At 71.0% G+C, this 25327-nt stretch carries 23 protein-coding genes; 10 read left to right on the top strand and 13 right to left on the bottom strand.

The genetic code is table 11. From position 1 onward, the window contains the following. The first annotated feature begins 264 nt into the window (after nucleotides 1–264). Entirely contained in the window at nucleotides 265–1236 is a 972-nt protein-coding gene (locus EF387_RS35530; protein WP_128380719.1) for a LysR family transcriptional regulator, read from the top strand. A 60-nt stretch (nucleotides 1237–1296) separates the two neighbouring features. Further along, complete coding sequence (locus tag EF387_RS35525; RefSeq protein WP_128380718.1) at nucleotides 1297–2319, top strand: LLM class flavin-dependent oxidoreductase; 1023 nt, start codon at nucleotides 1297–1299, stop codon at nucleotides 2317–2319. Here the strand turns inward: EF387_RS35525 and EF387_RS35520 are convergent. The 5 genes from EF387_RS35520 to EF387_RS35500 all read right to left on the bottom strand — a co-directional run bounded on the left by EF387_RS35520 (nucleotide 2295) and on the right by EF387_RS35500 (nucleotide 7534). After that, entirely contained in the window at nucleotides 2295–3125 is an 831-nt protein-coding gene (locus EF387_RS35520) for a lysophospholipid acyltransferase family protein (RefSeq protein WP_128380717.1), read from the bottom strand. The genes EF387_RS35525 and EF387_RS35520 overlap by 25 nt on opposite strands. After that, the gene (locus EF387_RS35515) at nucleotides 3125–3895 is read right to left on the bottom strand and encodes a GNAT family N-acetyltransferase (protein WP_128380716.1); all 771 of its coding nucleotides are present in this window, start codon (nucleotides 3893–3895) and stop codon (nucleotides 3125–3127) included. The genes EF387_RS35520 and EF387_RS35515 overlap by 1 nt, the downstream gene beginning before the upstream one ends. A gap of 243 nt (nucleotides 3896–4138) precedes the next feature. Next, a complete protein-coding gene (locus EF387_RS35510; RefSeq protein WP_128380715.1) occupies nucleotides 4139–4888 on the bottom strand; it encodes a succinate dehydrogenase/fumarate reductase iron-sulfur subunit in 750 nt (249 codons plus the stop codon). Beyond that, nucleotides 4885–6861 (bottom strand): fumarate reductase/succinate dehydrogenase flavoprotein subunit, encoded by a 1977-nt coding sequence (locus tag EF387_RS35505; RefSeq protein WP_128380714.1) that lies wholly within the window; start codon nucleotides 6859–6861, stop codon nucleotides 4885–4887. Before EF387_RS35505 ends, EF387_RS35510 begins: the two co-directional genes overlap by 4 nt. 1 nt (nucleotide 6862) lies before the next feature. Beyond that, nucleotides 6863–7534 (bottom strand): succinate dehydrogenase, encoded by a 672-nt coding sequence (locus EF387_RS35500; RefSeq protein ID WP_128380759.1) that lies wholly within the window; start codon nucleotides 7532–7534, stop codon nucleotides 6863–6865. A 120-nt stretch (nucleotides 7535–7654) separates the two neighbouring features. Here EF387_RS35500 and EF387_RS35495 point away from each other — a divergent pair, with 120 nt between their 5' ends. Beyond that, nucleotides 7655–8539 carry a LysR family transcriptional regulator gene (locus EF387_RS35495; RefSeq protein WP_128380713.1) on the top strand — a complete coding sequence of 295 codons (885 nt, stop codon included), beginning with the start codon at nucleotides 7655–7657 and terminating at the stop codon, nucleotides 8537–8539. 695 nt (nucleotides 8540–9234) lie between these two features. Here EF387_RS35495 and EF387_RS35490 read toward each other — a convergent pair. From EF387_RS35490 to EF387_RS35475, 4 genes are all read right to left on the bottom strand, one after another. Then, on the bottom strand, nucleotides 9235–11379 hold the full coding sequence (locus EF387_RS35490; protein ID WP_128380712.1) for a putative bifunctional diguanylate cyclase/phosphodiesterase: 2145 nt from the start codon (nucleotides 11377–11379) through the stop codon (nucleotides 9235–9237). Further along, the gene (locus EF387_RS35485; protein WP_128380711.1) at nucleotides 11376–12188 is read right to left on the bottom strand and encodes an SAM-dependent methyltransferase; all 813 of its coding nucleotides are present in this window, start codon (nucleotides 12186–12188) and stop codon (nucleotides 11376–11378) included. Before EF387_RS35485 ends, EF387_RS35490 begins: the two co-directional genes overlap by 4 nt. Before the next feature lie 536 nt (nucleotides 12189–12724). Next, complete coding sequence (locus EF387_RS35480; protein WP_128380710.1) at nucleotides 12725–13741, bottom strand: SCO0930 family lipoprotein; 1017 nt, start codon at nucleotides 13739–13741, stop codon at nucleotides 12725–12727. Nucleotides 13742–14148: 407 nt separating this feature from the next. Further along, nucleotides 14149–14505: a hypothetical protein gene (locus EF387_RS35475; RefSeq protein WP_128380709.1), complete on the bottom strand. Its 357-nt coding sequence runs from the start codon at nucleotides 14503–14505 to the stop codon at nucleotides 14149–14151. Nucleotides 14506–14651: 146 nt separating this feature from the next. Between EF387_RS35475 and EF387_RS35470 the strand changes: the two genes are divergently transcribed. Beyond that, complete coding sequence (locus EF387_RS35470) at nucleotides 14652–15419, top strand: bestrophin-like domain (protein WP_128380708.1); 768 nt, start codon at nucleotides 14652–14654, stop codon at nucleotides 15417–15419. A gap of 318 nt (nucleotides 15420–15737) precedes the next feature. On the opposite strand, the gene EF387_RS35465 is transcribed toward EF387_RS35470, so the two are convergent. Continuing rightward, a complete protein-coding gene (locus tag EF387_RS35465) occupies nucleotides 15738–16232 on the bottom strand; it encodes a hypothetical protein (protein WP_128380707.1) in 495 nt (164 codons plus the stop codon). Nucleotides 16233–16522: 290 nt separating this feature from the next. Here EF387_RS35465 and EF387_RS35460 point away from each other — a divergent pair, with 290 nt between their 5' ends. Continuing rightward, the gene (locus EF387_RS35460; RefSeq protein WP_162467263.1) at nucleotides 16523–17230 is read left to right on the top strand and encodes a class F sortase; all 708 of its coding nucleotides are present in this window, start codon (nucleotides 16523–16525) and stop codon (nucleotides 17228–17230) included. 37 nt (nucleotides 17231–17267) lie between these two features. Here EF387_RS35460 and EF387_RS35455 read toward each other — a convergent pair whose 3' ends face one another. Further along, on the bottom strand, nucleotides 17268–18122 hold the full coding sequence (locus tag EF387_RS35455; protein WP_202918468.1) for a polysaccharide deacetylase family protein: 855 nt from the start codon (nucleotides 18120–18122) through the stop codon (nucleotides 17268–17270). A 423-nt stretch (nucleotides 18123–18545) separates the two neighbouring features. On the opposite strand from EF387_RS35455, the gene EF387_RS35450 reads away from it, so the two are divergent. The 5 genes from EF387_RS35450 (at nucleotide 18546) to EF387_RS35430 (ending at nucleotide 22079) form a co-directional block, all read left to right on the top strand. Then, a complete protein-coding gene (locus EF387_RS35450; RefSeq protein WP_128380706.1) occupies nucleotides 18546–19007 on the top strand; it encodes a universal stress protein in 462 nt (153 codons plus the stop codon). Nucleotides 19008–19378: 371 nt separating this feature from the next. After that, on the top strand, nucleotides 19379–19930 hold the full coding sequence (locus EF387_RS35445; RefSeq protein ID WP_128380705.1) for a sigma-70 family RNA polymerase sigma factor: 552 nt from the start codon (nucleotides 19379–19381) through the stop codon (nucleotides 19928–19930). 133 nt (nucleotides 19931–20063) lie between these two features. Continuing rightward, nucleotides 20064–20579 carry a hypothetical protein gene (locus tag EF387_RS35440; RefSeq protein ID WP_128380704.1) on the top strand — a complete coding sequence of 172 codons (516 nt, stop codon included), beginning with the start codon at nucleotides 20064–20066 and terminating at the stop codon, nucleotides 20577–20579. Between the two features lie 131 nt (nucleotides 20580–20710). Continuing rightward, nucleotides 20711–21361: an anti-sigma factor family protein gene (locus EF387_RS35435; protein WP_128380703.1), complete on the top strand. Its 651-nt coding sequence runs from the start codon at nucleotides 20711–20713 to the stop codon at nucleotides 21359–21361. A 205-nt stretch (nucleotides 21362–21566) separates the two neighbouring features. Then, on the top strand, nucleotides 21567–22079 hold the full coding sequence (locus EF387_RS35430) for a GNAT family N-acetyltransferase (protein WP_128380702.1): 513 nt from the start codon (nucleotides 21567–21569) through the stop codon (nucleotides 22077–22079). A gap of 67 nt (nucleotides 22080–22146) precedes the next feature. On the opposite strand, the gene EF387_RS35425 is transcribed toward EF387_RS35430, so the two are convergent. Together EF387_RS35425 and EF387_RS35420 are read right to left on the bottom strand one after the other, a co-directional pair. After that, on the bottom strand, nucleotides 22147–23007 hold the full coding sequence (locus tag EF387_RS35425; protein WP_128380701.1) for an Fpg/Nei family DNA glycosylase: 861 nt from the start codon (nucleotides 23005–23007) through the stop codon (nucleotides 22147–22149). Between the two features lie 188 nt (nucleotides 23008–23195). After that, nucleotides 23196–25307, bottom strand: coding sequence for a SpoIIE family protein phosphatase (locus EF387_RS35420; RefSeq protein WP_128380700.1), 2112 nt, complete (start codon nucleotides 25305–25307; stop codon nucleotides 23196–23198). Between the last annotated feature and the right edge of the window lie 20 nt (nucleotides 25308–25327).

The following is a 25327-nucleotide window of genomic DNA, read 5'->3' as shown; positions in this document are numbered from 1 at the left end:
CGGTGCCATGGGCGCTGTTGCCCGGTCGCAGTCCCCTCCTGCTGCCTCGGGAGCCCCCACCCTCGTCACCGGGCGGTGCGGGCCCGCCGGCGGTGGGGCAGCCCGTGACGGCTCCGACCGGCAACGCCTCGGTCGCCGTAGGCCAGGAACCGGAGCGTCGTTCCCCCGCGACGCCCCGGTTGCCGATCTCATCCTGTCCCAGCCGGAGGACGGCCGGAACCGATCGGCCATCAGTCTTCCGACGAGATCGTTAACCTGGTCCTTATGGTCCAGGACGGTGGCACCAACGGCTCGTCGCCCCCATCGGCATCCGGCGGACAGAACGACCCCAGCATTCACCAGCTGCGGGTCTTCCTCGTACTGGCCGAGGAGTTGCACTTCGGTCGGGCGGCGGCCCGGCTGCATGTGACGCAGCCCGCGCTCAGCCAGCAACTCCGCGCGCTGGAGACGCGCCTCGGCGTCACCCTCATCGACCGCACCAGTCGCGCCATCAGCCTCACCGCCGCGGGCGGGGCGCTGCTGCCCGAGGCCGAGGAGATCGTCGCGGGCATGGCCCGGCTGCACCGCCGTGTCGGAGCGCGGGCGCGTGAGGTGCGCGGGCATCTGGTGATCGGTTTCATCGCGGGTGAGGTGGCCATGCCGTACACCCACGCCATCCTCGGCGCGCTGCACGACCACCACCCGGGTATCAGCGTCGATCTGCTGGCCCTCGGCTTCGCCAACCAGATAGAGGCCCTGACGTGCGGGGACGTCGACGCGGCGTTTCTGCGCCCGCCGCTCCCGTCCGGTCTGCAGAGCCTGCAGCTGGCGACCGAGCCCCGCGTGGCCTGTCTGCCCGCGGGCCACCGTCTGGCGACGGACACGCCGATCGCACTGGAACAGCTCGACGATCATCTCGTCGTCGACATCCCGGCGCAGATGCCCCGTATCTGGTGGGACCACTGGACCGTCAACCCGCGTCCGGACGGCGCACCCGTGCGTTTCGGTCCGGTCGCGCACGACATCGAGAGCATGCTGCACCTCGTCGGCCGGGGCCGGGGCATGAGCTTCCTGCCCGCGGCGGCGCGCCGGCTGTATCCGCGCCCCGGTGTGGCCTACGTCGACGTCACCGGTCTGCCGCTGACCACGGCCGCCCTGACCTGGCTGCCCGGCAACCGCGACCGTCCGACGGTCGCCGCGTTGCGCACCACCGCACAGCGCGTGCTGCGCGACGCGGCGGGGCAACTTCGCCAGTAGGTGATCGCAGCGGCCGGACCGCAGCGGGAATCCCGGGGCGCCCCGGGTGTTGAACTCTGTGTGAGTTCGGTTTTCGCGTCCACCAGGTTCTCCGTCCTCGACCGCTCCCGCACCCGGCAGGGACACAGTGAGCAGGATGCGCTGCGGGACACCGTGCGGCTGGCCCAGCGGGTCGAGGAGTTGGGTTATCACCGGTTCTGGGTCTCCGAGCACCACGGCGTGCCCGGGGTCGCCGGTTCCGCGCCCACCGTGCTGGCCGCCGCCGTCGCCGCGGCGACCCGCCGCATCCGGGTGGGCACCGGCGGGGTGATGCTGCCCAATCACCGGCCCCTCGTGGTCGCCGAGCAGTTCGGCGTCCTGGAGTCGCTCTTCCCGGGGCGGATCGACATGGGGCTGGGCCGCTCCGTGGGGTTCACCGACGGGGTGCGCAAGGCGCTGGGGCACGGGAAGGACGCGGCGGAGGACTTCGCCGGTCAACTCGACGAACTCCTCGGCTGGTTCGAGGGAACCTCACCGACCCGCGCGCACGCCCGCCCCGCCGAGGGGTTGCGGGTCCCGCCGTATGTGCTGGCCACCGGTGAGGGCGCGACGATCGCCGGCCGGGCCGGGCTGCCGCTGGTCATCGGAGATCTGCGGACCAGGGAGCGGCTGCTGCGCGCCGTGGACCGCTACCGTGACGACTTCCGGCCGTCGTCCTGGGCGCGGGAGCCGTATGTGATCGTCGCGGGCACCGTCGCCGTCGCCGCCACCCCGGAGGCGGCCCGCCGGCTGCTGGTGCCGGAGGCGTGGGCCATGGCGTACTCCCGCACCCACGGCACGTTCCCGCCGCTCGCCCCCGTGGAGGAGATCGAGCGGCGAGTCATGACGGCGAAGGAGCGCGACTTCTACGAGTCCGGGCTGCGCGGGCACATCCACGGCACCGAGGAGCAGGTGGCCGACGAGCTGCGGACGCTGATCAAGGAGACCGGGGCGCAGGAGGTGCTGGTCACGACCAGTTCCCACGACCGTGCGGCGCTGCTGGACTCCTACCGGCGGCTGGCCCGGGTCGCGGACCTCGGTCAGGGGTCCGTCACCGACAGCTGAGCCGTCCGGGCCAGCGCCTTGCGGTCGGGGTGGCCGCCCGGGGCGAGCGACGGGCGTACCACCACCTCCGCGGTGATCCCGCGCGCCGTCGCGACCCGCCACAGCGACGCCAGCAGTGTGTCCTCGCCGACGAACGCCGGGGCGGTGGCCGCCGCTCCGCCCGGCATCATGTAGCGGATCCGCACCGGCTGCACCGGGACGCGGGCGTCGAGCGCCGCCTGGAACACCGCGCGCCGGAAGTGCCCCTGCTCCCGGCCGCACCAGGTGCTTCCCTCGGGGAACACGGCGACCGCCGTGCCCGCGCGCAACGCCTCCGCGATGCGGTCCACCGTTAGCGGCAGGGCCCGCAGCCGGTCGCGGTCGATGAACAGGCAGCCGCCGCGGGCGGCCAGCGCACCCGCCACCGGCCAGTCGCCGACCTCCGTCTTGGCGAGCATCCGGGCCGGACGGACCGCGGCGAGCAGCGGGACGTCCAGCCAGGAGATGTGGTTGGCCACGAGCAGCGCGCCGCCCGTGGCCGGGGTCTCACCCGTGATCCGTAGCCGGACCCCGGCGGCCCGTACGATCGCCCGGCACCAGAATCGGACCAGGCGCTCCCGGGCCGTCATCGACGCGCGGGCGACGAGCGGCATCAGCAGCACGCCCAGGACGATCAGGGTCAGCACCGTCACCAGCCTGGCGACCGCCCGTGGTGCGGATGTCCACGAGGGGGCGCCGTCCACACAGGTCTGCGGGGTGCAGGGTGCGCTGGGCAGCCAGACACTGGGCGCGGCCGTCCGAAGTGCGCCCGGGCCGACGGTGGCCATCAGGCGGGGACGAGGGAGAGGAAGTGCCGCAGATAGCGCGGGTTGACCCGGCGCATCGACAGCAGCACGTACAGGTCGGCGACGCCGAAGTCCGGGTCGTGGGCGGGCTCCCCGCACACCCAGGCGCCGAGGCGGAGGTAGCCGCGCAGCAGGGGAGGCAGTTCGGTGTGCCCCTGCGGAGCCGGGATCTGCGGTTCCCAGGGCAGCAGCGGTCGTACCCGGAACTCCTCGGGCGCCAGGTGCTTGGCCTGGACCCGTTGCCAGGTGGCCGCGGCGAGGGCCCCGCCGTCGGCGAGCGGCAGGGAGCAGCAGCCGGCCAGCCATTCGTGGCCGCCATCGACCATGTAGCGGGCGATACCCGCCCAGATGAGGCTGATGACCGCGCCGTCACGGTGGTCGGGGTGGACGCAGGAGCGGCCCACCTCGACGAGGCCGGCGCGGATCCCGGCGAGCGGGTCGAGGTCGAACTCGCCCTCGGAGTAGAGGCGTCCGGCGATCGCGGCCCGCTCCGGCGGCAGCAGCCGGTAGGTGCCGACGACCTCGTCCGTGAGCGTGTCCCGGACCAGCAGGTGGTCGCAGTAGGCGTCGAAGGCGTCGACGTCGAGGCCCGGCTGCGGGGTGGCCAGCAGGGCGCCCATCTCGCCGGCGAACACGTCGTGGCGCAGCCGCTGCGCGGCCCGGACATCCTCCTCGTCGCGGGCGAGGGAGACGGTGTAGCGGGTGGGTGTCGCGGACAGCGGTGGGGTGTCGAGTGTGGAAACGCCGGTCATGGCTCTCTCCTGGTCGCGGGCCGGTTTCGGCGGTGCGAGGTGCGGGCCGGTGACGTACGGCCCGTCGCTCCTGTTGTGCCGATGCCGGCTGACCGGCGCGTGACCTGCGCAGAGAGGGCGGGTGTGGGGTTGTTGAATGCCAGGGTGCGATGCCGGGGAAAGGCTTGGCGGGGCCGGGGTTGAGCACCACACCCGGCCCCGCCCGTCCGCACCTTCACGGCGAACGTCTGTTGGGCGTACGGCTTACTTCTTGCCCGCCTTTCGGGTGGCCCGCAACCACTCCTTGTTCATGCCGGTGATGGACATCAACGGGATCCCCTTGGGGCAGGCGGTCGCGCACTCACCGGTGAGGGTGCACCCGCCGAATCCCTCCTCGTCCATCTGCGCCACCATGTCCAGCACCCGGCTCTCCCGCTCGGGAGCCCCCTGCGGCAGCACGTTGAGGTGGTTGATCTTCGCGGAGGTGAACAGCATGGCCGCGCCGTTCGGGCAGGCGGCCACACACGCCCCGCACCCGATGCACTCCGCGTGTTCGAAGGCGAAGTCGGCGTCCGGCCTCGGCACGGGTGTGGCGTGGGCCTCGGGCGCGGCGCCGGTGGGCGCGGTGATGTATCCGCCGGCCTGGATGATCCGGTCGAAGGCCGACCGGTCCACGACCAGGTCCTTCACGACCGGGAAGGCGGAGGCCCGCCACGGCTCGACGTCGATCGTGTCGCCGTCCTGGAAGGACCGCATGTGCAGCTGGCAGGTGGTGGTGCGTTCGGGGCCGTGCGCGTCGCCGTTGATGACGAGCGAGCAGGCGCCGCAGATGCCCTCGCGGCAGTCGTGGTCGAAGGCGACCGGGTCCTCGCCCTTGAGGATGAGTTCCTCGTTGAGGGTGTCGAGCATCTCCAGGAACGACATGTCCTTCGAGATGCCGTCCACCTCGTACGTGGACATGGCGCCTTCGGCGTCGGCGTTCTTCTGCCGCCAGACGCGCAGGGTGAGTTTCACGCGTAACTCCGTTGCGTGGGGTGGACGTACTCGAAGACCAGGTCTTCCTTGTGGAGGACGGGAGCGGCGCCGGTGTCGGTGAACTCCCAGGCGGCGGCGTACGAAAACTCGTCGTCCTTGCGTTCCGCCTCGCCGTCCGGGGTCTGTGACTCCTCGCGGAAGTGGCCGCCGCAGGACTCGGCGCGGTGCAGCGCGTCGAGGCACATCAGCTCGGCGAGCTCCAGGTAGTCGACGATGCGGTTGGCCTTCTCCAGCGACTGGTTGAACTCCTCACCGGTGCCGGGGACCTTGATCCGGCGCCAGAACTCCTCACGGATCTGCGGGATGCGCTCGAGCGCCTTGCGCAGTCCGGCGTCGGTGCGGGCCATGCCGCAGAACTCCCACATGAGTTCACCGAGTTCGCGGTGGAAGGAGTCCGGCGTGCGGTCGCCGTCGACGGCGAGGAGCAGGTTGAGCCGGTCCTCGGTGTCGGCCAGCACCTCCTGGACGACGGGGTGCTGGTCGGTGATCTCGTCGTGGTGGGGGTTGCGGGCGAGGTAGTCGTTGATGGTGGACGGCAGGACGAAGTAGCCGTCGGCGAGGCCCTGCATCAGCGCGGACGCGCCGAGGCGGTTGGCGCCGTGGTCGGAGAAGTTGGCCTCGCCGATCGCGAACAGGCCCGGGATGGTGGTCTGCAGGTCGTAGTCGACCCAGAGGCCGCCCATCGTGTAGTGCACGGCGGGGTAGATGCGCATCGGCACCTCGTACGGGTCCTCGTCCGTGATCCTCTGGTACATGTCGAAGAGGTTGCCGTACTTGGCCTCGACGGCTCCCCGGCCCATGCGCTTGATGGCGTCGGCGAAGTCGAGGTAGACGCCCTGCCCGCCCGGTCCCACTCCCCTGCCCTCGTCGCAGACGTTCTTCGCGGCGCGGGAGGCGATGTCGCGGGGCACCAGGTTGCCGAAGGAGGGGTAGATGCGTTCCAGGTAGTAGTCGCGCTCGTCCTCGGGGATCTGGTTCGGCGGACGGTTGTCGCCCTTCGCCTTCGGCACCCAGATGCGTCCGTCGTTGCGCAGCGACTCACTCATCAGGGTGAGCTTGGACTGGTGGTCGCCGGTGCGCGGGATGCAGGTGGGGTGGATCTGGGTGAAGCAGGGGTTGGCGAAGTACGCGCCGCGCCGGTGCGCCCGCCAGATCGCCGTGGCGTTGGAGTTCATGGCGTTCGTCGACAGGTAGAAGACGTTGCCGTAGCCGCCGGACGCGAGGACGACCGCGTCCGCGAAGTAGGTGCTGATCCCGCCGGTGATCAGGTCCCGGGCGACGATGCCGCGCGCCCGGCCGTCGATGACGATCAGGTCGAGCATCTCGGTGCGCGGATGCATCTCGATGTTGCCGGCCGCGATCTGCCGCGACAGCGCCTGGTAGGCGCCGAGCAGCAGTTGCTGGCCCGTCTGGCCGCGGGCGTAGAAGGTGCGGGAGACCTGGACGCCGCCGAAGGAGCGGGTGTCGAGCAGACCGCCGTACTCGCGGGCGAAGGGCACGCCCTGTGCCACGCACTGGTCGATGATCTCGACCGAGATCTGCGCGAGCCGGTGGACGTTCGACTCCCGCGCGCGGAAGTCGCCGCCCTTGACGGTGTCGTAGAACAGCCGGTGGATGGAGTCGCCGTCGTTGCGGTAGTTCTTGGCGGCGTTGATGCCGCCCTGCGCCGCGATCGAGTGGGCGCGGCGCGGGGAGTCCTGGTAGCAGAACTGCACGACGTGGTAGCCCTGTTCGGCGAGCGTGGCGCCGGCGGAGCCGCCCGCGAGCCCGGTGCCGACGACGATCACCGTGTGCTTGCGGCGGTTGGCGGGGTTGACCAGCTTGGCCTCGAAACGGCGGGTGTCCCAGCGCTCGCTGATCGGGCCCTTGGGCGCCTTGCCGTCGACGACGGGTTCCCCGGTCGTGTAGTTCGCGTATTCGGGGTGCTCGGGGTATGCGGCGGTAGCAGTCATGTCAGCTCACCACTCCGGTCATGACGCCGACGGGTACGGAGATGAAGCCCACCGTCAGCACCAGCGCGAGCAGGTTGGCGGTGGCCTTGAGGGCGCGGTCGCGGGTGCGGCTTCCGACGCCGAGTGTCTGCGCGGCGCTCCAGAACCCGTGCCGGACGTGCAGGCCGAGCGCGAGCATCGCGACGATGTAGACGGCGTTGCCGTACCAGGTGGAGAAGGTGTCGATCACGTTCTGGTACGGGTGGCCGGACTGGAAACCGCCGGGGTGCACGGTGCCGGTGGTCAGGTCCAGGATGTGCCAGACGATGAACAGGCCGAGGATGATCCCGCCCCAGCGCATGGTGCGCGTGGCGTAGCTCGTCCGCGGCTTCTTGTGGACGTACTTGCTGGGGCGCGCCTTGATGTCGCGGCGGCTGAGCTGGTACGCGGACACGGCGTGCGCCACGACGGCGGCCACGAGCACGACGCGGACGACCCAGAGCGTCCACTCGTAGTGCATGAAGGGTTCACCGATGGTGCGCAGCCAGTGGGCGTAGTGGTCGAACTCCCCCGCCCCGAAAAAGATCTTGAGGTTGCCCAGCATATGGACGACCAGGTACGCCAGCATGACCAGACCGCTGACGGCCATCACTGTCTTCTTGCCGACGGACGAGTCCCACACGGTGCGTGCCATGGACGGTTTTCGGTCCGTCCGCGTTGCCAGAGCCATGGGTCCAGACGGTAGATCCGGACTCACCGATCGGTCCAAGACATGGCACGGCTCGATTCCATAGCCATGTCCTATGGTGGGAATGTGCAGTTCCACCAGCTTCAGTACTTCGTGGCGGTAGCCGAGACCCGGCATTTCACCCGGGCCGCCGATCTGATGCATGTCGCGCAACCGTCGCTGTCGCAGCAGATCAAGGCGCTGGAGCGGGAGTTGGGGGCGGAACTGTTCAGGCGGGCACGGGGGAACATCACCCTCACGGACGCCGGTGAGGCTCTGCTGCCGCTGGCCCGCCGGATCCTCGCGGACGCGGACACCGCCCGGCAGGAGGTGCAGGAGCTGGCCCAGCTGCGCAGCGGACGGGTCCGGCTCGGCGCGACACCGAGTCTGTGCACGGGCCTGCTGCCGGACGTGCTGCGCGCCTTCCACGACCGCTACCCCGGTATCCGGCTGATGATCGAGGAGGGCGGTTCGCACGATCTCGTACGGGAACTCGCCCGCGGGGCGCTCGACCTCGCCCTGGTGGTCCTGCCGCTGCCCACCCCGTCGCCCGCGCTGACCACGCTGGAGGTGCTGCGGGAGGACCTGGTGGTGGTGTCCTCACCGGATGAGCCGAGACCGGGAGGGGGCCGGCGTACGGTCCGCGTCGCCGATCTGGAGGGCGAGCGTCTCGTGATGTTCCGGCACGGCTACGACCTGCGGGAACTGACCGTGGCCGCGTGCCGCTCCGCGGGGTTCGAGCCGGCCTTCGCGGTGGAGGGCGGGGAGATGGACGCGGTGCTCGGTTTCGTCCGGGCGGGGCTGGGGGTGGCGGTGGTGCCGCGGATGGTGGCGACCCGGTCGGGACGCGGCCTCCGGGTCACCCCTCTCGCCAGCCCCGGCCTGCACCGGACGATCGCGCTGGCCCACCGCAGCGATGTGGCTCCGCCACGGGCCGCCAGGGAACTCCAGCGGATGCTGTTGGAGCGGTGAGGTGTGCTGCGCTCACCGCCGCAGGGGGCTGCGCGCCCTGTCCCCCGCCAATCCCGGGACGCCCCCCGGATTGGATGTGCCTACCGCACCATCATTGGCCGATGCCCTGCCGGGGCGGGGCCCGCGGACCAGGCGCGGGCTGCGAGCGGCTGGTCGCGCAGTTCCCCGCGCCCCTGAAGGGGCGCACCTGCCTCGGCGCCCCGGCCGACGATATCCAGCCTGGCCGGCGGTTGAGGCATGCGGCGGCCGATATCGGGGCGGGGCTGGGGCGACAGCCATGGGAGAGGGCTGGGGCGGCAGCCCCAGGAGTGGGTCGACGGGGCGGCAGCCCCGGGAGCCGGGCCGGGGCGCCAGCCCCACGAGCCGGGGTCGCAAGGGCAGCAGCTCCACAAGCCGGGGCCGGGGCGCCAGCTCCACAAGCCGGTCCGCAGGGCAGCAGCCCCACAAGCCGCGGCCGGGGCACCATCCCCAGGAGTGGGTCGACGGGGCGGCAGCCCGAGGAACCGGGCTGGGGCGGCAGCCCCAAAAGCGGGGTCGCAGGGGCGGCAGCCCCACAAGCCGGGCCGCACACAGGCAACAGCCCTCACAAGCCGGGCCGGGGCGCCGGCCCCAGGAGCGGGGTTGCAGGGGCGGCAGCCCCTGGGATGGGAAGGGTAGGGGCGGCGGGGGCGAGGAGACCCACCCCCCGGCCCCGGTCATCCCGTCGCGTCGACCAACGCCAGCTCGTGCAAGCGCTCCGGCGGGCCGGGACGGGCGTAGTACCAGCCCTGGGCCGTGTCGCAGCCCAGGACCCGCAGCTGCTCCGCCTGAGCGCCCGTCTCCACGCCCTCCACCGTGACCGTCAGGTCGAGGCTGTGGGCGAGGGACACGATCCCTTCGACGATCTTCAGGTCGACGGGGTCGGCCGGATACTGCTGCATCCCACGGGTGAAGGAACGGTCCAGTTTGACGATGCTCACCGGCAACCGGCGCAGGTTCGCCAGGTTCGAGTAGCCCGTGCCGAAGTCGTCGAGCGCGATGTCCACGCCCATGTCGGCCAGGCGCCGCAGTGGTTTGAGTACTTCGTCGTCCGCGCCGATCAAAGCGGACTCGGTGACTTCCAGGCAGAGCACCTGAGGTTCCAGTCCCGCGCGTTCCAGGATCTCGACCGTGTCGGAGACCAGCCCGGGGTGGGCGAGCTGGCAGGGCGAGAGGTTGACGTTGATGCGCGGGGGACCGGCCGCTTCCTCGCCGCCGTGCCGCTCCTGCCAGGCAACGGCCTGGCGCACGGACTGTTCCAGGACCCAGCGGCCGAGCGGCACGATCAGCCCGGTGTGCTCGGCCAGCGGGATGAACCGGTCGGGGCTGAGCACACCGTGCTGCGGGTGCAGCCAGCGCACGAGCGCCTCCGCACCGCGAACGCTGCCGTCACCGAGGTGCACCAGCGGCTGGTACTCGATGAAGAACTCACCCCGGTCGAGCGCCGTGGGCAGCGCGGTGGTGAGCCCGTGCCGGGTGATGGCGCGGGCGTCGGCCTCGGGGTCGGCGAGCTCGAAGCGGTTGCCGCCCGCGGACTTGGCCCGGTACATCGTGATGTCGGCGCTGCGAAGCACCTCGGCGGGGCTCCGCTCGCCCACCGGGCCCTCCACGACGCCGATGCTGCCGCGCACGGTCAGTTCCCGGCCGTCGATCCGGATCGGGGCGGCGAGGGCGCTCATGATGCGTCCGGCGAGTTCGTCGACCTCGGTCTGCGTGTCCGGTCCCGTGGTCAGCGCCACGAACTCGTCACCGCCGAGCCGGGCCACCATCTCGCCGGGCGCGGTGGTGCAGGCCTGGAGCCGGTCGGCGACCTCGACGAGCAGCCGGTCGCCGGCCGAGTGTCCGAGGCTGTCGTTGATGGTCTTGAAGCCGTCGAGGTCGAGGTAGCACAGCCCGAAGCGGCTGCCCTCGCCCGCCGACAGCGCCTTCTCCAGCCGCTCGAAGAACAGCGTCCGGTTGGGCAGACCGGTGAGCGCGTCGTGCGTCGCCTCGTAGCGCAGCCGCAGATTGAGCAGTCGGCGCTCGGTGGTGTCCTCCATGAGCGCGAGCTGGTACTGCGGTTGGCCGTCGGCGTCCCGCAGCAGCGAGACCGACAGGTTGGTCCACAGTGCGGTGCCGTCGGGCCGGGAGAACGCCTTCTCCACGTGGAAGTGCTCGCGGTCGCCGCGGACCAGTTCCTCGTACAGCCGCCATACGTGCGGCGCGTCCTCGGGGTGGGTCCACTCGACGACCTTCTTGCCCCGCACGTGCTGCTCGGAGCCACCGAACATACGGAGCATGGCTCGGTTCACCTGCAGTATGTTGCCTTCGAGGTCGGCCATGCAGATGCCGATGGCCGCGCCCTCGAACACCGCCCGGAACCGTGCCTCGCTGGCGTGCAGGGCGTCGGCGACGGCGCTGCGGGCGTTCAGCGCGGCCCGCGAGATGGACTCCTGCTCGGTCAGGGTCCGTTCACGCAGCGCCTGGGCGAACCCGGCGGCCATGGCGTGCTGGAGCCGCGCCGAGCGGGTGCGCAGTGCCTCCTGGGGGCCGTCCCCGCCGCAGTAGAGCACCAGATAGGCGTCGACGCAGTCGAGCGTGCGGCTGAGCGCCTCGGGGTCGGTGCAGTGGGTCGCGACGAGCGCGGCGCCGACCGCCTGCCCCTCGGCGGCGTCATGGGTCCTCGCGTGCAGCGCGTCGCTCAACCGCCTGGCCAGCGGGAGCAGTTGCTGCTCGAACTCGGGCCTGGTCAGCGACGTCGAGGTCACCGGGAACACCGCCCGGCTCCAGATGGTCGCGAACCTGCGCAGTCTGTCCTCCGGTCCGTCCGGCTCCGCGGTCACGCCGTACGCCCCACGCCCGCGAAACCGGAGAAGGCATACGGATCCTCGTCTTCCGGAGCCGTCTCCGGCCGCCAGTGCGGCATCGGCACGAGGCCGGGTTCCACCATGTCGTACCCCTCGAAGAACCGCGCGATCTGTTCGCGCGTGCGCATGATCAGTGGGCTGCGAGTGTTCCGGTAGACGTCGACCGCTCCTTCGGCCTGCTCGGCGGGGACCGGAATCCCCTCGTAGGACGCGTGGGTGACGACGAGCAGGCTGCCGGGCGCCAGGGCGTCCCGCAGCTCGGCCACCGCACCGTACGGGTCGTCCGCGTCCTCCACGAAGTGAAGTATGGCAACCAGGAGGAGGGCGACCGGCCGGTTCAGGTCGATGAGTTGCTGGACCTGAGGGCTGTTCAGGATTTCCCGGGGCGCCCGCAGGTCGGCGGCGACCACGTCCGCGTTCTCGTTGCCCGCCAGTACGGCCTGGCTGTGTGCCACGGCCACCGGGTCGTGGTCCACGTACACCACGCGGGCGCCGGACGCCCCGCTCTGGGCGACGTCGTGGACGTTGCCGAAGGTGGGGATGCCGGAGCCTATGTCGATGAACTGGGTGACGCCCCGGCCGAGGGCGAAGCGCACCGCTCGGCGCATGAAGGCACGATTCGCCTGCATGATCTTGGGGAGTCCCGGCATGAACTCCATGGCCTTGCGGGCCGCCTCCCGGTCGACCTCGAAGTTGTACGAACCGCCCAGGTAGAAGTCGTAGATACGGGACACGCTCGGCATCGTGATGTCGATGCCGTGTGGAGCCCAGGCGGGACGCTCCATCCTGCCCTCCAAGACGTAGGCGATCCGGTGTTCGAGCTGAGGCTACTGATCGTCCGCCAAAGGGGCGAGAGGAAACGGAAATTGACCATCCGTTTTTCGTTGAATGCCTTTGGCACATGACAAGTTGACGGTGGGACAGGTGCGCACGGAGAGCGCCCCAGAAATCGCCCGTAAGCACAGCAAGGGACCGCCCATGGTCACGCAGTGTCCCGACCGGCCCTCGGAGGAGCCGAGTCGGGACGGGCCGTCGAGCACCGAAGGACCGGCCTCCACGGACGCCCCACGGACCCCCACGGACGCCCCGGGGCCGCCTCGGGGACGGGGACACCGCGGGGGACGGGCACTCACTGGGGACGGGGACACCGCGGGGACGGGGACACCGCGGGGACGGGGACGCACGGGGAACGAGAACGCGCGAAACGGGGACGCGCGGGAAACGGGGACACCTGGGGACGACAAAGCGGTCCACCCCCTCCGTGCGGCAGAGGGGGTGGACCTGTGGTTCGCGCGCTGTACTGCTGTCCGGGTGGTGATCCCTACTTCGGCGCGCCGACCGCACTGCCGTCGGGGCGGATGGCGTACCAGGTGCCGCCCACGCCCTGGCCGTTGGTGTCGCCGGGCTTCTTGTCCTGGGCGAAGGTGTAGATCGGCACGCAGTCGATGCTCTGCTGCTTGATGCCGTCCGGACGATTGAAGACCACGTAGCCCTGGTTGGGCGTGGACCCCTGCAGATCGATTCCCTTGGTGTCCTTCTCGTCGACGGGGGCGACGACGGGCCACTTCTCCAGGCAGGCACCAGTGCACTTGGTCGCCATCGGCCACTGCGAGTCCTTCAAGAAGCGGTAGACCGTCTTACCGTTCTTGTCGATGACGATCTCGCCCAGCTCGGGGTCCTTACGGGTGGACAGACCAGGCAGATCAGCGGGCTCGGCCGCACCCCCGCCGGCACCCCCGGTCGCCTTCTTGCCCTCGGGCGACAGCGCGTACCAAGTACCCTTCACGCCCTGGCCGTTGGTGTCGCCGGGCTTGGTGTCCTTGGCGAAGTAGTAGGCCGGCCAGCCGTCGATGGTCAGCTGCTTGGTGCCGTCGGAGCGGGTGACGGAACCGACCAGGGACTTGTCCACACCCGCGGGGGCCGTGGTGCCGTCGGCCAGAACCGGCGGCCATGCGGTGGCGCAGTCACCGTCACAGTTGGACTTCGGCGGCTCGGCGGTGTCGTTGTCGAAACGGTAGAGCGTCTTTCCGGTGCTGTCGGTGAGAATCTGGCCGAGTTCGGCATTCTCGGAAATCGCCAGCTGGCCACCCGCCTTGGCGTTGCTCTGCGACGCCTGCCCATAACCATTACCGGCCCCGGCACCGGCGGGCGCGGTGGCGGGGGTGGACGGAGTCGCGTAACCCCCCGCGGCGGCCGCACCGGCCGCGCCCACGTTCTGGCTTCCGGTGTTCGCATTGTCCGATCCGCAAGCCGTTGTCAGCGTCAGCACGGCCGCAGCCGACGCTACGAGTGAGGCGCTCCGCCATGCACGGGGGAAGCCCCCTGATTGACGCTGCATTGTTAACTCCCGCTATCCGCTTGGGTGTTGCTAGGGCGTTGGTAGCGCGCCTCAGCGCGCCGTTTCATGGCCCTAGGTACGAGCGGAAGTGGCCAGAGTGTTCAACGAGCTCAAAAAATTCTTTGGGAAACCTGTGGCACCACTTCCGAGCATCCACCCGCACGTATGTGCGCGAGATAAGGAACGCGGGGCTCCGCACCGTCAAGCGCCGGGAGCGCCCGTCTCACCCGTTCGGGGCAATCCCCCATGAGCCCGGCGTGAGCGGGCCCGGCGCGGACCATGATCTTCGTCGTGCATGGACCTCAACGGACCCGATTCGCCCTCGTCATGCGGGTGTTGGCGCTGCTGACGCCGGTGTGGCTGGCCGTCGGCGCACCCGTCGGCCAGGCGTCGGCCGACTCGTGCGCCTATGCCTCCGTCGGCCCGGGTGTGCACGCGGTGGCGGTCGCCGGGAGCAGCACCTGGTGCACTCCCACGCCGACTCCCCCGCCGCCCCCGCCGCCCTGCCCCAGTCCGGAACCGCCGCCGAGCCCCCCGCCGCCCGAGCCGAAGCCGCCGCCGAGCCCCACCGAACCCCAGCCGAAACCCACTCCACCGCCGAAGCCCACACCGCCACCGAAACCGGCGCCGCCACCGCCGCCGCCACCCGCTCCGGCGCCGCCGCGGCCCGCCCCCGAGCAACCGCGGCCCGTGCCTCCGCCGCCCGCCCCGAAGCCGGCGCCGAAACCCGAGCCGACGGTGCGCCCGACTGCCTCGCCGGCCACGGCGAGTTATCCGCCGTACCGCCCGGCGCCGCGCAAGGCACCGCCGCGCAGCGGCCCTTCGCTGGTCTCACTCACCCTGCTCGTCACCGCGCCCGCGGTGCTCGCCGTCGCCGCGCTGCGTCCGCGCTGACCCTCTGGAGGAACTCTTGTCGGAATGGCTTGTTCTCGCCCTCGCGATGGCGGCCGCCTGTCTCGTCGTGCTCGCCGTCACCCTCGTACGGCATCGCGCTGTCGGTGAGGACGACGATCCGTCCGAGACTCCGGACGTGATCGAGTACATGACGATGATGATCGGCGTGGTGTACGCCATCGTGCTCGGGCTCGCCATCGCCGGCGTATGGGAGGCCCGTGGCGCCGCCCAGAACCACGTACAGGCGGAGGCGCAGGCGCTGCACGAGATCTCGGAGCGGGTCCGGGTCTATCCGGCCGAGGTCCGCGACCGGATCCGCGCGGACGTGGGCGCCTACGTGGGTCATGTCGTCGGCGAGGAATGGCGGGTGATGGCGGACCAGGGCGGGCTGACCGACCGCGGGGCCGAACTGCTGGGCGAGGTGCGGGCGGAGGTGACCGACTACCAGCCGAGGACGGACTTCGAGGCGCAGGCCTACCAGCCGATCCTCGACCAGCTCGCCGCGGCCGACGCGGCACGCAACGCGCGCGCCGACTCCGCCGAGGCGACCATGCCGGGCGTCGTGTGGTTCGGACTGATCACCGGAGCGCTGGTCACCATCGGGATGGTCTTCGCCCTGCAGATCCGCCGCACGGCACGCGAGCTGGTCCTCGCCGGCCTCTTCTCAGCGCTGATCGCGTTCCTGCTCTTCCTCATCTGGGACTTCGACGCGCCCTACAGCCGCGGCATCGCGGCGTCGGCGGAGCCGTTCCTGACGCTGTTCCCCGGAGCCAAGGGGTCGTGACCATGGCCGGGCCCTGCTCCGCGGACCGCTGTGGGTCCGCGGAGCAGGGCCCGGCGGGCAGCGGCCGAGGAGCAGGCCCCCGAACGGCCGCACCGAGCGGACCAGGACCGGAGCAGATCACACCAGACCGCACCGGATCGAACCAGATAGACCGGATTAGCCCGGACCGGACGAGAGCGGACGAGACCGGAGCGGTGAGAACCGGCCGCATCGGGCGGACCCGGACCGGACGAGAGCGGACCGACGAGACCCGGCCGCACTGGACCGCAGCCGCACCGGAGCACCGGGCCCCGGTCGCGTTCGGCGGCCGGAGGGGGCTCAGGCCCTGCTTTCCGAGCGCCGGCGCATCCAGAAGACTCCACCGCCGATGACAGCGAGGGTCACGAGGCCGCCGCCGATGGCGATGTCGGTGGCCGTGGCACCGGACGTGCTGCTGCCGCCGATGCCCCCGCGCACACCGCCGACCACACTGAAGGCGTCGGACCGGGTGAGCGTCTTGCCGTCGCCGCACCGGGCCGTGATGCCGTACGAGCCCGCATGCGCGTTGTGGTCGACGGTGACGGTCGCGCGGGCCGTGTTGCCACCGAGGGAGGTCAGACGGGTCCGCGGGAAGACCGGGGACTCGACCGTGCTGCCCGGTCGCTGGCAGGAACTGCCGTCCACCGTGACGGTCATCCGGCCGCCGGGTGCGACAACACTGGGCGTGGCGGTGATGTTGCTCGGATTGTCCCAGGCCGTGGCGGTCGGAGCGGCGAGCCCGACGGCGACCGCCGCGACGGCGGCTCCGGCCGCCAGGGCACGTGATCTACGCATGTCAACCTCCGCGGAAGGCGCCCCGGGAACCGTCCCCGGTGGATCGGCGAGTAAGCACCTCCTGCACAGACCCTCAGATGCCGCGCGCCACGCCGCATGTCGGGAATGGTCCGTCCCGGTGAGCAGACACGCCCGGAAAAAAGCACACAATCGGATATTGATGCAGGTCACGGACCATCAGAAATTTCCTGGTCACGGCGAACTCGGATGGCGCACGGCACCGCCGGACGGGCCACCCGTTCGCGCTCACCCTCGTCGCCGAGCGCAAGTCCTGCGCTTAGCGTTCGGATATGCGCGACGGATGGGGTGACAGCCATGTCAGTGGGGACCTGCGATTGCTGTGGTCCCAGCCAGCAGCGGAAGAGCCGAGGCGGAGGCGTGCGCCCTGGGGCGTGACGGCGCTCGTTCTGCTGACCGGCCTCGCGCTGATCCGCAACGGTTCGGGGGAGTTCGGCGAAGGCCCGCCGCAGCCCGCCGCACAGGCCGCCGCGGACAGCCGTACCGCCGCCCGGGCACCCGGCACGGACACCCCGGACCCGTTGCCGTACTCCGAGGTCGACCGCGTGAGAATCCCGGCCATCAACGTCGACGCGCCCGCCATGCCCGTGGGTCTCGACCTGGAGGGCTGGGTGGACGCCCCGCCACCGGAGGACCCGAATCTGGCCGGCTGGTTCACGGGCGCGGTGACGCCCGGCGAGAAGGGCACGGCGGTCGTCGTCGGTCATGTCGACAACCAGCAGGGACCCGCCGTCTTCTACGGGCTCGGCGCGTTGAAGAAGGGAAGCCGTGTCGAGGTGCCGCGCCGGGACGGCAAGACCCCGGTGTTCGAGGTCTACGGCATCGAGGTGTTCGACAAGCACAACTTCCCGGGCAACCGCGTCTACGGTGACACCGGCGTCCCCGAACTACGGGTCATCACCTGCGGAGGTGCCTTCTCCAAGCAGGGCGGCTACACGGGAAACGTCGTCGTCTTCGCCCGCCTGGTCGAGGTCCGCTGAGGGCTCCCGCGGCTGAGCCCTCCCACGACGGACCGCCCTACGCCGAGGAACGGCGCGGGACGGTCAGGCGGTAACCGGAGCGCAGCAGTCGCGGTAGATAGTCACGCAGCGCCTGGACGCTCCCTGAGCGGTCGCCGCCCGCGTCGTGCGCGAGGACGATGGCACCGGGCGCCGCCCCACCCGTGACACGGTCGACGATGGCGCGGGGGCCGGGAGACCTCCAGTCGAGGGTGTCCACGGACCAGGCGAGCGGTTCCATTCCGAGTTCGGCGCCGATCTCGTAGGCGTCGCGGTTCCAGGCTCCGTAGGGGGCGCGGAACCATCCGGGCCACTGACCGGACGCCCTCAGCACAACATCGCTGGTGCGTTCCAGTTCCGAGCGGATCTGGGAACGGGAGAGCCGGGTCAGCAGGGGATGGGACCAGGTGTGGTTGCCGACGACGTGACCGTCGTAAGCCATCTCGCGCAGCAGTTCGGTGTTCTCCTGCGCCATCCCGCCGCACACGAAGAACATGGCGCGTACGCCGTACTGCCGCAGGATCCTCAGGACGTCCGGGGTGTAGCGCGGGTCGGGACCGTCGTCGAAGGTGAGCACCATGCTGCGGTGGCGCCCGTCCAGCCTCAGGAACGGCCGGCTCCGTACGACGGACCGGCCTCTTTCGGCCCGCTGGGGCCCGTAGCCCGTGATGGGTTGCAGCCGGTAGCTGGAGGGCCTCAGCGGTCCGCTGCCCCGGGGGCCGGGGGCGGGGCGGGCCGGTGCGGCGGAGGGGGCGGCGCCGGGCCGGTCCGTGAACAGTTGGGCCACGGTGGCCGCGCCCACCACCGCGGTGCCGACCTGCAACACGCGACGGCGCGACAGGAGCTGATCCTGGGTCAACTGATCCTGGGTCATAGGTCATCAGTCGCCCGATTCCTGGGCCGACGAGCTCGATGACACCGGGGCGGGGGTATGAGACCACCCGTTGGGAGCAGTGTGGGTCGTCCGTGCGACTTAGGGGTCCTTGCACTATGCCCGCCCGGGTCGCGCGGCCTGGCACCGCTCCCCCAAGCTCTCGGCTGCGCTCGAGCAGGGGGCACCCCCATCGCCGCGTTGCCGAAAAGCCCAGGTAGCTCCTCCCCCAAGCTCTCGGCTCCGCTCGAGCAGGGGGCACCCCCATCCAGGGCTCTCCGGCGCCTTGCGATGCACGGCACCAGACCACGCGACCTCATCGGACGCTCATAGTGCAAGGCCCCCTTAGAGCTCCGAGTTTCCGGGGGGCGGTGGGGGCAGTGGGGTCCGCTCGGGTCCCGTCCGGTACTCCGATAGCCTCGGGGCGTGACGGAACGGCATGCCGAGCGGTTCGAGCGGGGTACGGACGGGCCCAAGGTCATCGTGGTCGGGGTGGACGGCTCCGACTCCTCGTTGCGGGCCGCCGCCTACGCCGCGGGACTCGCCCGGCGCCAGCACGCGCTGCTGGCGCTGGTGTACGTGCAGCCGGTGATGGCGGCGGGCGCGGCGCTGGGCGCGCCGGTGGCCGAGACGACCGACGCGATCGCCGAGGATCTCATCCGGCAGATCCGGGAAGCCACCGAGAAGGACAAGGACATCTTCCAGGTGCGGTGGGAGTTCCATACGTTCCGCGGTGACCCGTACGTCGGCCTGGTGAAGGCCGCGGACGAACTGAAGGCGGACGCGGTGGTGGTGGGCGCCTCCGAACAGGCCGGGCACCGGATCGTGGGATCGGTCGCGATCCGCTTGGTCAAGGCGGGGCGCTGGCCGGTCACGGTGGTGCCCTGAGCACGAGGCACGCCGGGCCGTCCGGCATCCGATGACGAGGGTGAACACCTGAAGACGAGGGCGAACACCTGAGGCGGACTCCGTCGGCGGCAGCCTCCGGAAACGCCCCCTTCCGGAAACGGCAGCCTTCGGAAAACGGCCACCTCCGGAAACGCGCACCTCCGGAAACGGCCACTCCGGAAACCGCATCCTCCGGAAACGGCCTTCCCCGGGAACGGCACCCTCCGGGAGCAGCAGCTTCGGAGAACCGCGGCTTCCGGGTAACGGCCGCCGACCGCTCGTCGCACCGTTCGTCGACTCCTGGCAACCGCCCGTCGCAGACCTCTGTCCTTGCCCTGTACCGACGCCGCACGACGCGTTGCCATACGGCCATGACGGCCGCACCCACCCGCACCCGTACCCGCGGTGCCACCACCTGCGAGCACGAGCTCGCCGCACTCCAGCGCGAGCACGGCCGCCCGCTCTTCGCCCTCATGCTGCGGTTGAGCGACGGCGACCGGCAGCGCGCCGAGGACCTCGTGCAGGAGACCTTCGTACGTGCCTGGCAGCACCCCGAGGCACTGAGCGCCGACTACGACTCCGTGCGCCCCTGGCTGCTGACCGTCGGCCGGCGCCTGGCCATCGACGCGCGCCGGGCGCGGCAGGCCCGGCCCGCCGAGGTGGGCGACGCGGTCCTGGAGAACGCCCGGGTGTGTGCGGATCACGCCGAACGTTCGGCCGCAATGCTCGACGTACGGGAAGCTGTGAAGACACTCACTCCCGAACACCGTGAAGTACTGGTGCAGGTGTATTTCCGGGGTGCGAGTGTGGCGGAAGCCGCCAAGGCCCTGGGAATTCCGCCCGGTACGGTGAAGTCTCGCGCGTACTACGCGCTGCGCGCCCTGCGCCGGGTTCTTCCGGGATACGCGTCCGACCTGCGGTGAAACCGAAGGATCGGCAAATCCTTCGTAAAGCGCCTTGCTGAGCAACCCGGTTGAGGGTCGGCTAGTCCCTATCCGTGTTCCAACCGGGGCACCGGGGCCGGCGAAGCGCACGCACCGGAGGAGGCAGGAAGGGATGCTGCACAGAGGCCAAGAGAGCACGGACGGCGCAGGCGGAGGGGAACTGACCGTCCCGATGGCGTGGTTGTACGCCGAGTACATCGCCGACGAGCTGCTGCGGACGGGCGACCTGATGCCGCCGACGTCCTTCGAGTTCCGCGCGGGGCGCGACGCCCTGGCACTGACCATTTTCCTGTCCGACACCAGCGGTGAGCTCTCCGGAATCCGGGTGGTCACCCAGCTGGAGACCTGGCTGTCGCTGACCGCGTACGACCAGAGGTGGCAGGACTGGGTGGCCGAGCGGATGGCGAAGCTCGCCGCCGACGTGCGGGAATCGGGCACCCCCGATCCGGATCTGCAGCTGGCGGAGGCCGCGTGGCGGTGGCTGGAGGAGACGGAGTTGCTGGCGCCGGATCTGGACGCCGTACCGGGCGGCGGGTCGATCCCCGGAGAGGACGACGGCCCGAAGGTGTGGACGCCGGCCTGGCGGCTCGGACTCCCCCTCGGCCACCTGGCCATTCACCTTTTCTGACGATTCCCGTTATCGACTGGTAATCTTCCGCTGGTTCTTTTGCGGCCGGTTCTTGAGTGATTCGACTGTCTGGTGCGTACGGGTGGGCAAGAAGAAAAAACCCACCCCCACCACCGGTATGAGGATTCGGCATGACGCCCCTGGAACGCCATCGCGATGTCGGCGCCTACGCGCTCGGCGTGTTGGACCGGGCGGACGCATTCCGCTTCGAAGACCATCTCATGGACTGCCCCCGGTGCGTGGCACAGTTCCATGAACTCCGTCCCACCACACATGTACTGAAGGCCTACGCGGACTCGACTCCGGACTCGGTCGACCCGTTCGCCGCGCCCCGCCCGGGGATGCTGGACCAGCTCCTGCGCGATGTGGCCGCGATGCGCCGCACCGGGCGCAGGCGCTGGCTGGTCGCGGTGGCCGCGGCGGTCGTGTTCGCCGCGGGCGGCCCCGTCATCGCCGTGTTCAGCGGGGGCGGGACCGACGGGATGCGGCTCCAGGCGAGCGACGCCCGGTCGGGCGTCTCCGCCAAGGTGACGACGCTGAACCGTGCCTGGGGCAGCCAGGTCGACTTCACCATCAAGGACCCCACCGGCCGCCGGGCCTGCCATCTCGTCGCGGTCACCAAGGACGGCTCCGAGCAGACCGTGATGTCCTGGGTCGGGTCCGGGGGAAGCGGCGAAGCGACCGCCATGCAGGGCGGCGCGGCGGCCCACCCCAGCGAGATCGCCCGCTTCGAGGTCCGCACGGCGGACGGCGAGAAACTGGTGACGCTCAAGTCACGCTGAGCCCTCTCCCGCATTTCCGTGGCGCCCGAGGTGACACCTCGGCCCCCTGTTTCGCTGGAGTGAGTGGACCGCGAGGTCCCGTGGTGCCCGCCTTGTCCACATCCTCTCCCGGGCGGGCGTCATGCGCAGGGGCAGGCAGGTGCGTTCTCCCCCGGACACCTGCCGGCCCCTGCGGAGACAGCACCACCGCGTACTGTTTCGCGTCATGACAGTGCTGCGCGGCGCCTTGGTGGTCCTCCTCCCCACCACCGTCGAGGACGTCTCCGCACTGGCCGCCATCCGCGCCACTCCCGAAGTACGTGCCTGGTGGCGGGGTGGGGACGATCTCGAAGCGGACATCGTGGCCGACCTTCAGGACCCCGGCATCCATCCGCTGACCGTCCGGTACCAGGACCGGATCATCGGCATGGCCCAGTGGTACGCCGAGGAGGACCCGGACTACCGGCACGCCGGCATCGATGTGTTCCTGGACCCGGCGGTGCACGGCCGCGGCCTGGGAGCCGACACCGTGCGCACTCTCGCCCGCCACCTCGTCGACGACCACGGCTACCACCGTCTGGTCATCGACCCGGCGGCCGGCAACGCGGCGGCGATCCGCTGCTACACGAAGGTCGGGTTCCGGCCGGTGGGCATCATGCGCAGCTACGAGCGCGGCGCGGACGGCAGCTGGCACGACGGACTCCTGATGGACCTGCTGGCCGCCGAACTGGTGCGCTGACCCTCCCCTGCCGGGCTGCCTGCCGGGCGCCCGAAGCCGAGCTGCCTGCCGGGTTGCCTGCCGGGCGCTACTTCAGCAGGCGCGACATCCTCCGGTCCGCGAGCGGCTTGCCGCCCGTCTGGCAGGTCGGGCAGTACTGGAGCGAGGAGTCGCTGAAGGAGACCTCGCGGATGGTGTCGCCGCACACCGGGCAGGGCTCGCCGGTGCGGCCGTGGACCCGCAGACCGCTCTTCTTCTCCGTCTTCAGCCGCCCCGCCGCCACACCCCGGGAGCGTTCGACGGCCTCGGTGAGTGTTGCGCGCAAAGCCTCGTACAGGCGCCGGGTCTCGTCGTCCGTGAGGGACGCGGCGAGTTTGAAGGGCGACATCCGCGCCGCGTGCAGGATCTCGTCACTGTAGGCGTTGCCCACCCCCGCGATCAGGGCCTGGTCGCGCAGCGCGCCCTTGAGCTGCCGTCGCTCGCCCGCCAGGAGCCGGGCGAGGGCCGCCGCGTCGAAGTCGTCGGAGAGCGGGTCGGGGCCGAGGCGGGCGATGCCAGGGACGTCGGAGGGGTCGTGTACGACGTACACCGCGAGCCGCTTCTGGGTGCCCGCCTCGGTGAGGTCGAAGCCCTCCCCGGTCTCCAGGGCGACCCGCAGCGCCAGCGGGCCCTTGCCGGGGCGGGGCGCGCCGTCGGGCAGCCGGTCCCGCCAGTGCAGCCAGCCCGCGCGGGCCAGATGCGTCACCAGGTGGAGGTCTCCGGCGGTCAGGTCCAGGAACTTGCCGTGCCGGTGCACCGCGGACACCTCACTGCCCTCGAGGGCGGTGAGGGGCGGGTCGTATGTCTTGAGGACGCTGATGGCGACGGGCAGCACCCGTACGATCTCGCGGCCGACGAGGTGCTCAGTGAGGAAGTCCTTCAGCGCCTCGACCTCGGGCAGTTCCGGCATGCGTCCAGAGTGCCACCCGCAACCGCCCGCGTCTCCCGCTGCTCAGCCCGGCCACGCACTCCCGCTGCTCAGACCAGCCCCAGGCTCCCGCATCTCAACACGAGCCCCGCGTCCCCCAGCCGCTCAGCCAGCCCTACGACTCACGATGCTCAACACGAGCCCCACGACCCGCAGCCGCTCAGCCAGCCCTACCACTCCCCCTGCTCAGCCCGGCCCCGGGCCCCCTCCGGCACCTCGAACTCGCACCAGACCACCTTGCCGCCTCCGCGCGGTTCCACGCCCCAGATGTCGGTGAGCTGATCCACCAGGAGCAGCCCCCGGCCAGACACCCCCTGCTCGCCCGCCTCCCGGCGTCTGGGCAGGGCGCTGGAGGTGTCCTCGACCTCGATGCGCAGACGGCGCGCGCTGCCTGTCAGGACGCGCAGGGTGATCACGGCGGCGCCCTCGGTGTGCAGGAGGGCATTGGTGATCAGTTCGTCGGCGACGAGTTCGACCTCGTCGGTGCGGTCGCGGACGCCCCAGGTGCGGACCGCGGTGCGGATCATGTGGCGGGCGGCGCTGAGCGCGCCCGCGTCGCCCTGGGCGACATGCTGTCTCAGGCGCCCGCCGTCCGCCGCGGCACTCGCCCGGCGGCGCAGGAGCAGCAGCGCCACGTCGTCCTGCCCGCCCCGTTCCTCGGCCGCGTCGATGAGCCGGTCGGCGAGCTCACACACGTCCTCGGGGCCCGACTCGATCAGCGCTCCCAGCCACCGCAGGCCGGCGTCGACGTCGACGCCGGGCCGCTCGACGAGGCCGTCGGTGCACATCACCAGTGTGTCGCCGGTATCGAGTTCGACGGTGGTGACCGGGTACTCGATGTGTCCGAACTCGGCGGACAGCCCGAGCGGCAGCCCGCCCTCGACGCTCACCCGACGGCAGGTGCCGTCCTTGGCGCGCAGCATCGGGTCGTTGTGCCCCGCCCGCACCAGCTGGACCACTCCGGTGGCCGGGTCGACCTCCGCGTACAGGCAGGTCGCGAAGCGCGCGGTGTCGAGTTCGTGGAGGAAGACCGAGGCGCGTGCCATCACCGTGGCGGGGGTGTGCCCTTCGGCGGCGTACGCGCGCAGCACGATCCGCAGCTGGCCCATGACGGCCGCCGCCCGGGTGTCGTGTCCCTGGACGTCGCCGATCACCGCGCCGACTCTTCCGCCGGGCAGGGGGATCACGTCGTACCAGTCGCCGCCGATGTCCCGGCCCGGTGAGCCGCCGGGCGAGGCGGCGCGGTAGCGGACCGCGATGTCGGCGCCCGGTACGTCGGGGATGCTGCGCGGCAGCATGGCCTGCTGCAGGCCCTGCGCCAGGTCCTTCTCCTGCTCGTAGAACATCGCCCGCTGCAGGCTCTGCGCGATGCTGCTGCCGAGCGCCACGAGGACGTTGCGTTCGTCGGCGGTGAAGCCGCGCCGGTCGCTGTAGAGCAGGCCGATGGCGCCGATGGGGCGGGCCTGCACGATCAGTGGGAGGTACGCGGCCGAGGTGATCTTCAGATCGGTGATGTGGGGCCACAGCAGCGGGTACGACGCGGCGAAGTCCTCCGGCGACTCGATGAAACGCGGCGCGAGGGTGCGTACTGCCTCGCTCATCGGGTAGTTCTCGTCGATCCCGGTGATCCGGGTGCCGGGCACGAAGCTGCCCGCGGGTCCCTCGGCGACCAGCCGGATGCGGCCGGCCTCCACCAGGCCCATGACCAGGCTGGCGGCGCCGAGGTGGGTGATGCCCTGGGTGTCCTTGAGGACGTCGATGACGTCGATGACGGTGTGGGCGTGGGCGAGCGCCGCCGTGATCATCTGCACGATGCTGGTCTGCCGGTCCCGGTCGGCGTCCTGGTCGGCCTGTTCCCGGCGGGCGCGGTTGTCGCTGAGCTCCTGGGTGGCGTCGCGGACGATGCCGATGACACGGCGGGGCCGCCCGGTTTCGTCGCGCTGGATGTAGCCCTGGGTGTGGGTCCAGCGCAGGGTCCCGTCACGCAGCCGGATGCGGAAGTAGGCACCGTAGTTCTCGCTGCCGTCCTTCAGTGCCTGGGCGACGAACGTGTCGAGACGGCGGCCCTCGACCGGGGGCACACGTGAGGTGAGCGTCCTGGGGTCGCCGTCGTATTCGTCCGGGCGCAGGTCGAAGACCTCGTGGGCCTGGGCGTCCATCAGAAACACCCCGGTGTCGAGATCCCAGTCGAAGCTGCCCATCAGATTGAGCGCCAGGATCGGATCCGGGTGGGCGGGCCAGTCGTCCGGGAGTGACAGGGCGCTCGCTCCCCGATCAACCATGGGGCCACCTTGCCAGTAAC

Source organism: Streptomyces cavernae (assembly GCF_004023625.1).
In the GTDB taxonomy this organism is placed as follows: Bacteria; Actinomycetota; Actinomycetes; order Streptomycetales; family Streptomycetaceae; genus Streptomyces; species Streptomyces cavernae.
The sequence above is the reverse complement of the archived record's forward strand: the minus strand, read 5'-3'. Positions and strand labels throughout refer to the sequence as shown.

Excerpts from the sequence above, each read along its gene's own strand:
- EF387_RS35505 (WP_128380714.1), bottom strand. The coding sequence starts at position 6,861 with ATGACTGCTACCGCCGCATACCCCGAGCACCCCGAATACGCGAACTAC.
- EF387_RS35440 (WP_128380704.1), top strand. The coding sequence starts at position 20,064 with ATGCTGCACAGAGGCCAAGAGAGCACGGACGGCGCAGGCGGAGGGGAA.
- EF387_RS35435 (WP_128380703.1), top strand. The coding sequence starts at position 20,711 with ATGACGCCCCTGGAACGCCATCGCGATGTCGGCGCCTACGCGCTCGGC.
- EF387_RS35465 (WP_128380707.1), bottom strand. The coding sequence starts at position 16,232 with ATGCGTAGATCACGTGCCCTGGCGGCCGGAGCCGCCGTCGCGGCGGTC.
- EF387_RS35520 (WP_128380717.1), bottom strand. The coding sequence starts at position 3,125 with ATGGCCACCGTCGGCCCGGGCGCACTTCGGACGGCCGCGCCCAGTGTC.
- EF387_RS35460 (WP_162467263.1), top strand. The coding sequence starts at position 16,523 with ATGCGCGACGGATGGGGTGACAGCCATGTCAGTGGGGACCTGCGATTG.
- EF387_RS35515 (WP_128380716.1), bottom strand. The coding sequence starts at position 3,895 with ATGACCGGCGTTTCCACACTCGACACCCCACCGCTGTCCGCGACACCC.
- EF387_RS35430 (WP_128380702.1), top strand. The coding sequence starts at position 21,567 with ATGACAGTGCTGCGCGGCGCCTTGGTGGTCCTCCTCCCCACCACCGTC.
- EF387_RS35455 (WP_202918468.1), bottom strand. The coding sequence starts at position 18,122 with ATGACCCAGGATCAGTTGACCCAGGATCAGCTCCTGTCGCGCCGTCGC.
- EF387_RS35480 (WP_128380710.1), bottom strand. The coding sequence starts at position 13,741 with ATGCAGCGTCAATCAGGGGGCTTCCCCCGTGCATGGCGGAGCGCCTCA.
- EF387_RS35425 (WP_128380701.1), bottom strand. The coding sequence starts at position 23,007 with ATGCCGGAACTGCCCGAGGTCGAGGCGCTGAAGGACTTCCTCACTGAG.
- EF387_RS35420 (WP_128380700.1), bottom strand. The coding sequence starts at position 25,307 with ATGGTTGATCGGGGAGCGAGCGCCCTGTCACTCCCGGACGACTGGCCC.
- EF387_RS35445 (WP_128380705.1), top strand. The coding sequence starts at position 19,379 with ATGACGGCCGCACCCACCCGCACCCGTACCCGCGGTGCCACCACCTGC.
- EF387_RS35485 (WP_128380711.1), bottom strand. The coding sequence starts at position 12,188 with ATGGAGCGTCCCGCCTGGGCTCCACACGGCATCGACATCACGATGCCG.
- EF387_RS35530 (WP_128380719.1), top strand. The coding sequence starts at position 265 with ATGGTCCAGGACGGTGGCACCAACGGCTCGTCGCCCCCATCGGCATCC.
- EF387_RS35500 (WP_128380759.1), bottom strand. The coding sequence starts at position 7,534 with ATGGCACGCACCGTGTGGGACTCGTCCGTCGGCAAGAAGACAGTGATG.